Consider the following 13,347-nt stretch of genomic DNA (forward strand, 5'->3'; position numbering starts at 1 on the left):
GCGTTCCTTTGACGGAACGTTTCGCTCCAATGCTAGACCGCTACGAAGCGATGACAGGCTACAGAGAGACAAATCCCAATGCGGTGTGGCACCACCGTCTCTCCCTTTACGGTCCCCCCTGCAAGCGTTGCGACAAACCGCTGAGAACCACTAGAGCGAAATTCTGCGGCAGTTGTATGCTGCCAGTGACGAATACGCTAGAGCGCGAATCTTTGTAGATGGGGTCTACGGAAACGGCCACGCTTAGCATTCAACGATCGGAAGATGACGTTTCCCCGCACACCTATTATCTTTATCAATAGCGCCATTAGAGGAACCCCACACCCATGTCGACCAAGCTCGAAGCACCCGATCTCACCGCTGTCCAAATTGACCACTCCGCAGAAGTGTCCGAGTGGATTGAAGCCTTCGACGATGTTGTCGCAGCCGACTGGCAACACGGTGCCGAGCTCCTCGAGGCCCTTCGCCAGCGTGCACGCGAGGCCGGTGTGCCCACTCCCACCGAACTGACCACGCCCTATCGCAACACCATCCCCAAGCACGATGAAGTCCCCTACCCCGGCGACCGCGTGCTGGAGCGCCGCGTCGAGAGCCTGATCCGCTGGAACGCCATGGCCATGGTCCACGGCCAGAACAAGAAGGACGCCGGCATCGGCGGCCACATCTCCACTTATTCGTCGCTCGCGACGCTGCTCGAGGTCGGCTTCAACCACTTCTTCCACGCCAAGTATCCTTCGCCCACTGGCGGTCCGCAGCAGCCCGGCGACTTCGTGTACTTTCAGGGCCACGCCTCGCCCGGCGTCTACGCCCGCGCCTTCCTCGAAGGCCGCTTTGACGAGTCCCGCCTCGGCAACTTCCGCCACGAACTTCGCGGCGAGCCCGGCCTCTCGTCTTATCCACACCCGTGGCTGATGAAGGACTTCTGGAACTTCCCCACTGTCTCGATGGGTATTGGCCCGCTGAACGCCATTTATCAGGCGCGGTTCATGAAGTATCTCGAGAACCGCGGCCTCATCGAAGCCACGCCGCGCAAGGTCTGGGCCTTCGTCGGCGACGGCGAGACCGACGAGGTCGACACCCTCGGTGCCATCTCTCTCGGCGCACGTGAGAAGCTCGACAACCTCATCTTCGTCGTGAACTGCAACCTGCAGCGCCTCGACGGCCCGGTTCGCGGTAACAAGCGCATCATCGACGAGCTCGAAGGCGTCTTCCACGGCGCTGGCTGGAACGTCATCAAGGTCATCTGGGGCAGCGATTGGGACGCTCTCTTCGAGCGAGACCACACCGGCCTTCTTCTGCGTCGCATGGAAGAGTGCGTCGATGGCGACTACCAGAACTTCAAAGCCAAGGATGGTGCGTATCTTCGCCAGCACTTCTTCGGCAAGTATCCCGAGCTGCTCGAACTGGTCAAGGACATCCCGGACGACGAGCTCGCAAAGCTGCACCGCGGCGGTCATGATCCCATCAAGATCTACAACGCCTACAAGCGTGCGCTCGAGCACAAAGGCAGTCCCACCGTCATCCTTGCGAAGACCGTGAAGGGTTACGGCCTCGGCTCCGCGCAGGCCCGCAACGCGACGCACTCCGAGAAAAAGCTGGCCGACGATGCGCTCGCCGCCTTCGTAAAGCGCTTTGACATCCCTGTTCCCGAAGAGGCCGCGAAAGATGGAAAATTCTACCGTCCCGCGCAGGATTCCCCTGAGATCGTGTACATGCAGAAGCGCCGGACAGCACTCGGTGGTTACTTGCCCACGCGCGAGATGCCCAAACTGAACTTCGTTGCGCCAAATCTTGACTACTTCAAGGAGTGGACTGCAGGCTCAGGCAAGCGCGCCGTCTCCACCACGATGGGCTTCGTCAACATCCTGAAGCACCTGCTCAAAGACCAGACCTTCGGCAAGTTCGTAGTCCCCATCGTCCCGGACGAAGGCCGCACCTTCGGCCTTGAGTCCGTTATCCGCCAGGTAGGCATCTACGCCCCCGAAGGCCAGAAGTACACGCCACACGACGCGGACATGCTGCTTTACTACCGCGAGGCGAAGGACGGCCAGATCCTTGAGGAGGGCATCACAGAAGCTGGTTCCATGGCCTCCTTCACCGCCGCCGGAACTGCCTACTCAAACTACGGCGTCCCCTCGATTCCCTTCTACATGTACTACTCCATGTTCGGCTTCCAGCGCATCGGAGACATGGTCTGGGCCTTCGCGGACTCGCGCGGCAAGGGCTTCCTGATGGGCGGAACCGCCGGCCGCACCACCATGCTTGGTGAAGGTTTGCAGCATCAGGACGGCCACTCGCTCGTCCTCTCGAGCACCGTCCCCACCTGTGTGACGTACGATCCCGCCTACGTCTTTGAACTCGCGATCGTCCTCCAGGACGGCATCCGCCGCATGTACCAGGAAGGCGAAGACGTCTTCTACTACGTGACCATGTACAACGAGGACTACGAGCAGCCGGCGATGCCGGAAGGCGCAGCCGACGGCGTTCTGAAGGGCCTCTACAAGTTCCGCGCCGCCACTTCAGGCCCAGCGCAGGCGCAACTCTTCGGCAGCGGCCCCATCCTCAACGAGGCACTCCGCGCACAGACAATCCTCGCCGAAAAGTATGGCATCCCTGTCGACGTCTGGAGCGTTCCCAGCTACACCGAGGTTCGCCGCGAGGCCCTTGCCGTCGAGCGCTGGAACCGTCTGCATCCGGCCTCTCCCGAGCGAAAGCCCTACCTCGTCACCGCACTCGAGGGCGCAGTCGGCCCCATCATCGCCGCCAGCGACTACATGAAGTCCATTCCCGACGCGCTTGCCCCGTGGCTCAACGTCACCAGCCAGCGCCTCGTCACCCTTGGCACAGATGGCTTCGGCCGTTCCGATAACCGCGAACACCTCCGCCGCCACTTCGAGGTCTCTGCCGAGGCGATCGCCGGAGCCACGCTCTCGAAGCTCGCTCGCGATGGCAAGATCAAGCCGAAGAAGGCGCAGCAGGCGCTCGTAGAACTTAACCTCGACACCGAAGTCGCCGACCCGGCCCACGCTTAGCTTGCACACAAGACAGCGCTACACTCCAACGATGTTGTTTATCGTGGCAGCTAGCGCTGTCTTGCTTAAGGGCACGGCTTCAGCCGTGCCAAAACCATTTGTCACCTGTCGCGGCTTTAGCCGCTGAGGTACGCTTTCGCACTCGCAACCGCAAGGAGTAGCTCTTGAAGGCCGCAAAAAAGACGGACATACCCGCCGTCGAGATACCCTGGGAGAACCCTCTCATCCCCAACAAGCGCCTGCGCGAGCTCTACACGGCCATGGCCGAGCTGCGCCTGCTCGAAGAGCACATCGCCCTACTTCAGCGCCGCGCGAAGCCCGCAGCACGCATCGAGATCAATCCTGGGGAAGAAGCCTGCCGCGTCAGCGCCGTCCTCTCGCTACTCCCCGGCGACGTTACCAGCGAACCGGCCCCCGGCCTTGCAACCCGGTTTCTTCGCGGTACGAAGCTCTCTGAGATTCTCCATAGCGCAACTCCTGCGGCCAATACACCTCGGCTGGACTCCACGGAACTTCCTTTCGCACTGGATCCGGAGAGACGCCTCCTCCTCGCCATCGGCGCTGCCCTTGCGCTGGCCGCTAGGAAGAAAGGCCCGCTCGTCGCTGCCTTCATCTATCCCGGCGAACTCACGCTTCCTGAGTGGAAGCCTATCTTCCGCCTCGCCTCTGCGCACGCTGCTCCCGTACTTTTCGTCGCTTTGCCTGCCTCCGGCGTCTCGCCCAAGCACGGCAAGCTCGCGGAACTATCGACCTCCGCCGGCGTTCCGGGCATTCCTGTCGACGCTGTCGACGCTGTCGCGCTCTATCGCGTCGTGCAGGAGTCGATGGTCCGCGTTCGCGCCGGTGGCGGCCCTGTTCTGATGGAGTGCATCCCCTTCGAGATCCCCGGACAAGACGCACAACCCACGGACCCTGTGCTCGCCATGCGCGCCTCGCTGCTCCACCGCAACGTCGCCGACGACGCCTGGTTCGCCTCGGTGGACGCCCGGTTCAGCGCCCGCCTGAAGGCCATCAAACTCTAGTCACGTTACCTGATTTAGACTCAAGCTATCGAGGTGCAGGTGCGTACAGGATTTCTACTTGCCGTGGCGAGTATCGCTTCGGCTCTCTGTTCTTCGCTGTCGGCCCAATCGACAAACCCGTCAATCACCTTCACTCCCATCGTTCCCTTCGAACTGACGGAGGCGGCCCTTACGCCCGCTTCTGGCCAGCAGGTGCAGTCCGTGCCTGCCCCCACACCGAACCAGGGCCCAATCCCTTCGCTGCCGCCCTACCTGCCCGCGCCGCAGCCAATGCCCGAACTCCCACCGCCCACGCCGCCGTCTCATCCCTTCCCCGAGTACAACGCATACGACCCCGGCGTCCTCCTCGCGCTCCCCGACCGCTCCGGCTCCGTCTTCATCCCTGTCGACAACTGGATCTATCCTGAGCTCGTCCGCCTCTATGAACTCGGATACGCTGACACCCTCTCGCTCGGCCTTCGCCCCTGGACCCGTCGCTCCGTCCTCCACGTCCTCGAAAAATCTCAGGCCGCGATACTCAACGGCGACAGCGAAGAGGCAAAAGGCATCTTCGCAGCGCTTGTCGATGAGCTCGACACCGAGCGCGAGACCGGCCACGCTGCACGCCCCATCGTCTATGGCACGGAGTCCGTCTATACGCGGCTGATGGGCATCTCGGGCACGCCTCTTCGCGACAGCTTTCATCTTGGCCAGACCCTCGTCAACGACTACGGCCGTCCCTACGAACACGGCTTCAACGCCCTTGCCGGCTTCTCCACGATCGCGGAGGCTGGTCGGTTCTCCCTGTATGTTCGGGCCGAGTACGAACATGCTCCCTCGGCCACTGGCTACTCGCTGGCGCTGGCCAATCAGCTTTCGCTGGGAGACAACATCGGGCCCTACGCCGCCCCTAATGCCCCACAGGCCACCATCCCCGCAGGCCCCATCGCCGCGCAGAATCCCTTCCGCATCGTCGAAGCGAATCTTTCCTATCATCTCCTCAGCCACGAGATCTCATTCGGCAAGTCCGATGCCTGGCTTGGCCCCGCTGCGGGCGCATCGATGGCGTGGTCGAACAACGCGGAAGACATTTATTCGTTCCGCATCAATCGCATCGAACCCCTGCGGATTCCTCTGCTCTCACGAATCACCGGCCCTTTCCGCTACGACTTCTTCTACGGCAGCCTGAAAGGCCACACCTACCCGAACAGCCCCTACGTGCACTCCGAGTCGCTAAGCTTCCAGCCCACGGGGAACCTGCAGATCGGATTCCAGCGCACAATCATCTTCGGTGGCAAGGACCATGCTCCGGTGACGCTTCATACATTCCTCAAGGGTTTTTTCAGCACCAGCGGTACCAGCGCTGCCATGAAGTACTCCCGCGACGACCCAGGTGCCCGCTTCAGCAGCTTCAATCTTAGTTACCGGCTGCCTTACATCCGCCACTACGCCACGTTCTACGTCGACTCCAACGTCCACGACGATCTCTCGCCCATCGACGCTCCTCGTCGCGCCGCCTTTCGCACAGGCATCGACCTCTCGCAGCTCCCCGGCCTCCCGAAGCTCGAACTCCGCGTCGAGGCCGTCTCTACCGACCCGCAAATCACCCAGAGCCAGCAAGGCGGCTTCTTCTACGTAGAGACCATCCAACGCCAGGGCTACACCAACAAGGGTTTCCTGCTCGGCGACTGGATTGGCCGCGAGGCGAAGGGTGGCCAGGCATGGCTGACTTATCACATCGCTCCAAAGGAGTGGATTCAGTTGGAGTACCTAAACAAAAAGATCCCCAACGACTTTGTAGGCGGCACCACTCAGAACCAGTTCAAGGCGTCGGTCGTCAAGCGCTTTCATCAGGACATCGAGCTCAATGCGTCGGTCCAGTACGAAGCCTGGAAGGCACCTATCTACCTCACCACCAGGCAGTCAGACACCACCGCGGCTTTCCAGGTCACCTGGTTCCCCAAGCTCAAGACATCCAGCTTCTTCAAATAGTCCTTGCGCTGGAAGACTACGCTTTTGCTGCGGCCCGTTCGACGCACTCGCGAAAGTATCCCACGGACATCTCCAGCCCCTCGCGCAGCGACACCTTCGGCTCCCAACCCAGCAGGGTCTTGGCCTTCGTGATGTCTGGCTTCCGTCGCGCCGGATCGTCGACGGGCAGATCCTTGAAGACGATCTCCGCCTTCGATCCCGTCACTTCCAGGACCTCTCGAGCGCACTCGAGGATCGTCCACTCAACGGGATTTCCGATATTCACGGGCAGCACCTCGTTCGACTTCGAGAGCCGCACAATCCCGTCGATCAGGTCCGACACATAGCAGAAGCTGCGCGTGTGCGATCCATTTCCATAGACTGTCAGCGGCTTTCCACTCAACGCTTGAATCAACAGATTGGAGATGACTCTCCCGTCGTTTGCCTGGAGTCTCGGACCGTACGTGTTGAAGATGCGTACCAGCCTCGTATCGAGACCGTGATAGCGGTTATAGGCCATCACAGCGGCTTCGGAGAACCGCTTTGCCTCGTCGTACACCGAACGCGGCCCGATCGGATTCACCCTGCCCCAGTACGTCTCCACCTGCGGATGGACGTCAGGGTCGCCATAGCACTCCGACGTCGACGCGTGCAGATATGCCGCGTCATAACGCTTCGCGATTTCCAGCGTGTTCAGCGTTCCCGCTGACCCCACCAGCAGCGTCTCAATTCCCAGTCGCGCGTAGTCCACCGGGCTGGCCGGGGATGCGAAGTTGAAGACGTAGTTCACGCGCCCGCAGTCGAACGGCGTGCAGATGTCCTGCTCGATGAACTCAAACCGCGCTTCGTTCTTCAGGTGGGCGAGATTCGCCGCGTCTCCGGTCGAAAAGTTGTCGACACCGACGACAAGTTTGTCCTCGGCAAGAAGAGCGTCGCATAGATGAGAACCCAGAAAACCGGCAGCTCCCGTAATCAGAACTCGTTGTTGCATAGTCTTACGTTCCTTCTTGCATGGAGAAAGCCGTGACCGTCTCTTGTCCGCAGTCTTCCATCGAGTGTTACTGGCCAGAATGAGCCGACCGGTGGAAGATTATGCCTCTCAACAAATGAGGCCGTTCCATCAGGAAACGGCCCCTTCGATCGAGGACACAAACCAGCTTGCTTATACAGTCGCCGGCTCTGGGACGGATTCACGAACCGGGTAGGAGGTAGGCCGTCCGATGCTGACGTAGGTGAAGTTATGGTTCGCCATGACGATCGGATCGAACATGTTTCTTCCGTCGATCATGATCGGATAGCGCATCGAGCTGTTGAGCTTCGCCAGGTCAAGATTCTTGAACTCAGCCCAGTCCGTCAGGATCAGCAGTGCGTCCGTATCCGCCGCCGCCTCGTAAGCATCGTTCGCATACTTCATCTGCGGCCCAGACGGAACCACCTGTGCCGTGCGCTCCATCGCCGCCGGATCGTAAGCCACGATGGAGCAGCCCTCGCCCATCAGCATCTTCACCAGCTCAATCGCCGGGGAGTCGCGGATATCGTCCGTCTCGCCCTTGAACGCTAGTCCCAGAACGCCGAGTTTCTTACCGCGCAGCGTCCAAAGCGCTGCTCGAACCTTGCGCACGAAACGTACCTTCTGGTTTGCGTTGATCTTCTCCACCTCAGTCAGCAGGCTGAAGTCCACGCCAAGCTGGTCGGCTACGGAACGGAACGCCGCCACGTCCTTCGGGAAGCAAGAGCCGCCGTATCCGATACCCGGCCGCAGGAACTTCGGTCCGATGCGCGTATCGAGTCCCAGCCCATGCGCTACCTGCTGTACGTTTGCGTCGGTCGCCTCACAGAGGTTTGAAACTGCGTTGATGAACGAGATCTTCAGTGCGAGGAACGCATTCGAAGCGTGCTTGATGATCTCGGCGCTCTTAGTCGAGGTGAGCAAGAGCGGCGGGACAGCCGTCTCATTGCACATTCCTGGGATCGCATCGGCGGTCTTGTAGTAGCTGCCTTCAGTCAAAGGAGCGTAGATCTTCGTCAGGATCGCAGCGGCCCGCTCGCTGTCGGCACCGACCACGATGCGATCCGGGTGCAGGAAGTCTGCAACCGCTGTTCCTTCGCGTAAAAATTCGGGGTTCGACACCACATCGAACAAGTTTCGCGCCACGCCGTTCCGTTCCATCGCGCGGCGGATCCACTCGTTGGTATACACGGGCACTGTGCTCTTCTCGACGATCACCGTGTACTTGTTCAACGATCGCGCAATCTCGCATGCGACGGCTTCAACGTAGGAGAGATCTGCGTCGCCCGTCTCGCTCTGCGGTGTTCCCACCGCGATGAAGATCGCGTCGCTCTCTCGGGTAGCTTCAGCCAGGTCCGTCATGAAGCGGATCCGCTCGTTCCGGTAACGTCCCAGAAGCTCCGGAAGATGCTCCTCATGAATCAAGGTATCGCCTGCGCGAAGTGCGGTGACCTTGCGCTCGTCGTTATCGACGCAGATAACCTGGTGTCCCATCTCGGCGAAGCACACGGCGGCGACCAGTCCAACATATCCTGAACCGACGACCGCAATCTGGATCGAAGATGACATGAGGTGTTCTCCTGTTTTCATTTTGGCTACATGCCCATTCTAAGCGAAGTGCCCTGACAGTCCACAACCTCGGCGATTCACGGTTCGATCTCGCAAGTCTTTCGGCTACAATCCACTTATGGCGTTACAGATAGAGCAGCCTGCCTCACCCAGGGAGCCGGCGAGTTTCACTCCTGTGGGTACAGGTGTTACGACAGAGACCTCACTCTCTGAATCAATCATCGTCCTCAGAAAACGTAAGCTTATCGTCATTGCTGCCGTCGTTCTTGGACTTATCTATGGGGCCTATCGAGCGGTAACCCAGATCCGCATGTTCGATTCCTCGGCTAAGATCGAGGTTCGAAACGGAGCGTCGCAGGAGTACAAGATCGATCCTGCGCAGGCGCTTCAGGGCGATTCGACAAGCAACAAGATGGCCGCCGAGGTCGTCATTTTGCAAAGCGACTCACTGATGATGACAGTCGCTCGTGAGATGAACCTTTGTAATAACCCTGCCTTCCTTGGCGAAAAGGGACCTGTACCTTTCAGTTCGCTCGATGACCTGGCCACCCGTGAGAAGACACTCCATCGCCTTCACTCGGAGTTGAAGATTCAACTCGTCCCCAAGACGGACATCATCAAGCTCAACTACTCCAGTCTTGACCGCAAGCTCTCTGCCGACATAGTCAACCGCGTCATCGCGGACTACATCCAGAGGAGCTATGAGACGCGCTATCTTTCCACGCAGCGTGTCTCGCAGTGGCTTTCGGGTCAGCTCGACGACTTGAAACACCAGGTCGAAAGCTCCCAGGAGCAGATGCTCGATCTTCAGCGCAAGCTCGGCATGCTTGGCCTTGATCCGACCAAGAACCAGAACACGACGACCCTTGAAGATCTCTCCGTTGCCGTCGCTCAGGCCAAGATTCAGCGCATCCTGGCGGAATCACGCTACCGGGCGATGACACAGATGGACCCGAACTCCATCGAAGACTCGATCGATCCGAGTAAGGGGGCGGCACCGCCGGCCCTCACGACGCTTCGCACCTCCATCGCGACCGCCAAAGCCACCCTGGCCGACCTGGAGGCGAATCTTGGACCCAATCACCCACAGGTCAAGGCTCAGAAGGCCCAGATACTCTCGCTGGAAAAAGAGCAGGACAAGGAACAGGCCCGGTTGCTCGCACAGGCGAAGGAGAACTTCGTCATTGCCAAGGCCAGCGAAGACCGTATCGACGCATCGCTCGACGCGCAGAAGCAGGACGCCTACAAGATGCGCAACGATCTGGTCGAGTACACCCTTCGTGCCCGAGAGTTTGAAAGCAATCGCACCTTGTACGAAGGTCTGCTACAGCGCCTTCGTACTGCCGGTGTAGAGGCTGGCCTCGAGTCGTTGGAGATCGACATCGTCGATCCCGCGGTCCCTGCTGCCGCCCCGACACTTAAGCCGAAGTCAACCATCCTGATCACGGCCTTCATTATCAGCGCGCTGGCTGGAATCATGATCGCGTTCATCCTCGAGAGCCTCGACACGGGGCTGAAGAGCATCGCCGACGTCGAAGCCGTCACCGGCCTTCCTTCGCTCGCCATCATTCCCCGGTATAAGCGCGGTGCGGGCGAAGTGACTGACAGAATGTCGATCGCGCAGAAGAATCTCTCGGTGCTCACCTCACCGAAGTCTCAATTTGCCGAGGCTCTCCGCTCGCTCCGAACATCGCTGCTGCTCTCGCATACCGGGAAGCCGCCGAAGTTCATTCTCTTCACCAGCGCAACTCCGTCCGAAGGCAAGACAACCGTCTCCACCAATACCTCCTGCATCCTTGCGGGTGGGGGGACAAGGGTTCTTCTCATCGATGCCGATATGCGGCGGCCAGCCGTGCATCCGCGCTTCGGGCTTAGTGGAAAGATCGGTCTCAGCACGCTGCTGACCGGTGGCACCACGTTGGAAGAGACCATCCAGAATGTGCCCGAGGCCCCCACACTCGACATCATCGCAAGTGGTCCGGTTCCACCTTTCCCCGCGGAACTTCTCGGCTCCCAAGCCATGAGAGATCTTCTGGCTCGCGCGGGAACAATCTACGACTACGTCGTCATCGACTCGCCACCCATTCTGTCCGTGACCGATGGCGTCATCCTGGCGCGCGATGCGGACGCTGTGGCTCTTGTCGTCCGCCACGGAAAATCCAGCAAACACATCGTCCGACGCGCACGCGATCTCCTCATCCGTGCAGGAGCACCGATTACCGGCATCGTGCTCAATGCGGTCGATCTCAACGCTCCCGAATATCAGGGATACTACGGGCAGTCCGGCTATCACTACTCGGGAAGCGACTCCGAGACATGGGAGCCGCAATCCGCAAAGTCGAGCTCGTCGAAGTCGTCCAAATCAGACGACTCAGACAGGAAGGCATAACGATGAACCTCCTCGCCACTCTCCTCAAAGGAAGCAAATCGATGCCCCGCCTCCGGATGCTCACCTGTTCGCTGCTTGCGGCCCTGCTTCTATCGTTCGCGACCGCATCGGCCAACGCTCAATTCAGCGGCCCGGGCGTGAAGAGTCCCGTTCCGGCAGACACCGGAACTCCCACGACCGATGCTGCTCTTCTCCATCCGGCAAACCGTTCGATCTACCTGACCCCGGGCGACCTCGTCACCGTACACATCTTCGGTTCGCTGGACTATACACCCGTCGTACGGGTCTCACTGGACGAGACGATACAGTTGCCGCTGATCGGTATCGTCTCCGTGAAGGGACTCACCGTCCAGCAGGCCGAAACCCTCATCGCTACGAAGCTCAGGACCTCCGGGATGTACGTTGATCCGCAGGTGAGCATTCAGGTCACCGAATCCACCAACGGGGTCATCACAGTCGCTGGCGAGGCCCACGCAGTCATTCCCGCCAGCTCCGAACGCCGCCTGCTGGAAGTCCTCTCGGCGGCCGGCGGCCTCCCGCCAAACGCCAGCCACACGCTCACCATAGACCGTCCCGGTGTAGATAAGCCTCTTGTCGTCGATCTTGGGAACGACCCCATGCATAGTCGCGAGGTCAACATCCCCCTCTACCCGGGAGACACCGTCGTCATCTCTCGCGTTGGCGTCGTCTACATGCTCGGCGAATTCAAGACTCCTGGCGTCATTCCGATCCAGCAGAACTCCCCTTTGACCCTTCTGCAAGCGACCTCGGTCGCCGGTGGCACCCTCTATGCGGGCAAATTTCAGGACCTCCGCATCATCCGTACAGTGGATAGCAAACGCACCTTCGTCCAGGTGGATGTCAGGCGCGTGATGCTGGGTAAGGATCCCGACCCGATCCTTCAGGCGGACGACATCGTCTACCTTCCCACCAGCGCCCTCAAATCCGCCGTTGTATCAGGAGGCCTGAATCTCCTCATCAGCGTAGCCAACCTCGCCGTCATCTCCGCCCGCTACTAGGCAGTTGTCTACCACCTTCCGCTGCTCAACCGCACACCTGTGTCACGTAGGCTATGCCCCTAAATGCTTAGCGAAACTCAAATCCACCGTGGCCAGACACGCCGAATCAAGCTGGCGTACCTCGTCAGCCACCCGATTCAATACCAGGCTCCACTCCTGCGCCGAATTGCACAGGAACCGGACATCGACCTGACCGTCTTTTTTGGTTCGGATTTCTCCCTGCGCAACTACGCCGACAAGGGGTTTGGCGTCACGGTAAAGTGGGACGTGCCTCTCGTAGAAGGCTACCGGCACGAGTTTCTTCCAACTCTCCGCGACAACGCCACCGTATCCACCTTTGCTCCGATCAGCCACGGCATCCTGAACCGCCTCAGCGGTCGCGGCAGCGGGCCCGCGTTCGACATGCTGTGGGTCCACGGATACGCCAGCGTCAATGCCCTTCAGGGAATCTTCGCGGCGAAGGCCCTGGGCATACCGGTCCTGCTGCGCGCCGAGTCGACCCTTATCGACCGTGAGCGAAGCACCGTCAAGCTCGCCGGAAAAGAGCTCTTCTTCCGGACCCTGCGCCGGTTCATCTCCGGAGTCGCTCCCATCGGCAAATTGAACTCCGAATATTGGCAGCACTACCTCGGCCCGGACATCCCGTCGTTCACGATGCCTTACTGTGTCGACAACGCGTACTTTCAGGCTCGCAGCAAGGAGGCACAACCGGGCCGGGCGGCTCTGCAGCAGGAGCTTGGTATTGATCCCTCGCGACCGGTTATCTTGTTCGCCTCGAAGCTCCAGGAACGCAAGCGCTGCATCGACCTGTTGGAGGCGTATCTCCAGGTGATCGCGCGACCGGGTCTGCGACCATACCTGGTGATCGTGGGCGATGGCGAGGAGCGGGCCGCGCTTGAGGCACGCGCCGCACAGAGCGGTGTCGACAGCATTCGTTTTTGCGGCTTCCGTAACCAGTCGGAGCTTCCACGGTTCTTCGATCTGGCCACAGTCTTCGTCCTGCCATCGCGGCACGAGCCATGGGGCCTCATCGTCAACGAAGCGATGAACGCGGGCCGGCCGGTCATCCTCTCAAATGATGTGGGGTGCCAGCCTGATCTGGTCACAGATGGTGTCGAAGGCTTCGTATTTTCTGTGGGCAACGTCAATTCCCTCGCTTCGGCCCTGGTCCGCTTGCTCGAGGATCCCGGATGTGCTCCGCGCATGGGTCTCCGCGCACTGAAGAAGATCCAGGGGTACGACTTCGAAGCCGACGTCCGTGGTCTGCGCGCTGCCATCGCATCACTCACCCGGATCATTCCTGAAAATTCAAGGCATCTATCTTAGTGCGCTCAACCTCGGGCGCGTGAATCATCAT

At 60.1% G+C, this 13,347-nt stretch carries 8 protein-coding genes; 6 read left to right on the plus strand and 2 right to left on the minus strand.

Annotated elements, in window-relative coordinates; all coding sequences use genetic code 11:
• The first annotated feature begins 326 nt into the window (after positions 1-326).
• The 3 genes from aceE (at position 327) to OHL18_RS09845 (ending at position 6,025) form a co-directional block, all read left to right on the plus strand.
• Complete coding sequence (gene aceE / locus OHL18_RS09835; protein ID WP_263374686.1) at positions 327-3,032, plus strand: pyruvate dehydrogenase (acetyl-transferring), homodimeric type; 2,706 nt, start codon at positions 327-329, stop codon at positions 3,030-3,032.
• A 164-nt stretch (positions 3,033-3,196) separates the two neighbouring features.
• On the plus strand, positions 3,197-4,054 hold the full coding sequence (locus tag OHL18_RS09840; RefSeq protein ID WP_263374687.1) for a thiamine pyrophosphate-dependent enzyme: 858 nt from the start codon (positions 3,197-3,199) through the stop codon (positions 4,052-4,054).
• 63 nt (positions 4,055-4,117) lie between these two features.
• Complete coding sequence (locus tag OHL18_RS09845) at positions 4,118-6,025, plus strand: capsule assembly Wzi family protein (RefSeq protein ID WP_263374688.1); 1,908 nt, start codon at positions 4,118-4,120, stop codon at positions 6,023-6,025.
• A 16-nt stretch (positions 6,026-6,041) separates the two neighbouring features.
• Here OHL18_RS09845 and OHL18_RS09850 read toward each other — a convergent pair whose 3' ends face one another.
• Positions 6,042-6,995 carry a UDP-glucuronic acid decarboxylase family protein gene (locus OHL18_RS09850; protein ID WP_263374689.1) on the minus strand — a complete coding sequence of 318 codons (954 nt, stop codon included), beginning with the start codon at positions 6,993-6,995 and terminating at the stop codon, positions 6,042-6,044.
• Between the two features lie 171 nt (positions 6,996-7,166).
• Positions 7,167-8,582, minus strand: a complete 1,416-nt coding sequence (locus OHL18_RS09855; protein WP_263374690.1) for a UDP-glucose dehydrogenase family protein — start codon at positions 8,580-8,582, stop codon at positions 7,167-7,169.
• Positions 8,583-8,700: 118 nt separating this feature from the next.
• Here OHL18_RS09855 and OHL18_RS09860 point away from each other — a divergent pair, with 118 nt between their 5' ends.
• From OHL18_RS09860 to OHL18_RS09870, 3 genes are all read left to right on the plus strand, one after another.
• Positions 8,701-10,971: a GumC family protein gene (locus OHL18_RS09860; protein WP_263374691.1), complete on the plus strand. Its 2,271-nt coding sequence runs from the start codon at positions 8,701-8,703 to the stop codon at positions 10,969-10,971.
• A gap of 2 nt (positions 10,972-10,973) precedes the next feature.
• Entirely contained in the window at positions 10,974-11,990 is a 1,017-nt protein-coding gene (locus tag OHL18_RS09865) for a polysaccharide biosynthesis/export family protein (RefSeq protein WP_263374692.1), read from the plus strand.
• Positions 11,991-12,053: 63 nt separating this feature from the next.
• Positions 12,054-13,316, plus strand: coding sequence for a glycosyltransferase family 4 protein (locus tag OHL18_RS09870; protein WP_263374693.1), 1,263 nt, complete (start codon positions 12,054-12,056; stop codon positions 13,314-13,316).
• The last annotated feature ends 31 nt before the right edge of the window (positions 13,317-13,347 follow it).

The organism is Granulicella aggregans (assembly GCF_025685565.1).
Taxonomy (GTDB): domain Bacteria; phylum Acidobacteriota; class Terriglobia; order Terriglobales; family Acidobacteriaceae; genus Edaphobacter; species Edaphobacter aggregans_B.

What these genes read in the sequence shown, in the direction of transcription:
- aceE (WP_263374686.1), top strand. Translation starts at nt 327, where the DNA reads ATGTCGACCAAGCTCGAAGCACCCGATCTCACCGCTGTCCAAATTGAC.
- OHL18_RS09850 (WP_263374689.1), bottom strand. Translation starts at nt 6,995, where the DNA reads ATGCAACAACGAGTTCTGATTACGGGAGCTGCCGGTTTTCTGGGTTCT.
- OHL18_RS09855 (WP_263374690.1), bottom strand. Translation starts at nt 8,582, where the DNA reads ATGTCATCTTCGATCCAGATTGCGGTCGTCGGTTCAGGATATGTTGGA.
- OHL18_RS09860 (WP_263374691.1), top strand. Translation starts at nt 8,701, where the DNA reads ATGGCGTTACAGATAGAGCAGCCTGCCTCACCCAGGGAGCCGGCGAGT.
- OHL18_RS09865 (WP_263374692.1), top strand. Translation starts at nt 10,974, where the DNA reads ATGAACCTCCTCGCCACTCTCCTCAAAGGAAGCAAATCGATGCCCCGC.
- OHL18_RS09870 (WP_263374693.1), top strand. Translation starts at nt 12,054, where the DNA reads ATGCTTAGCGAAACTCAAATCCACCGTGGCCAGACACGCCGAATCAAG.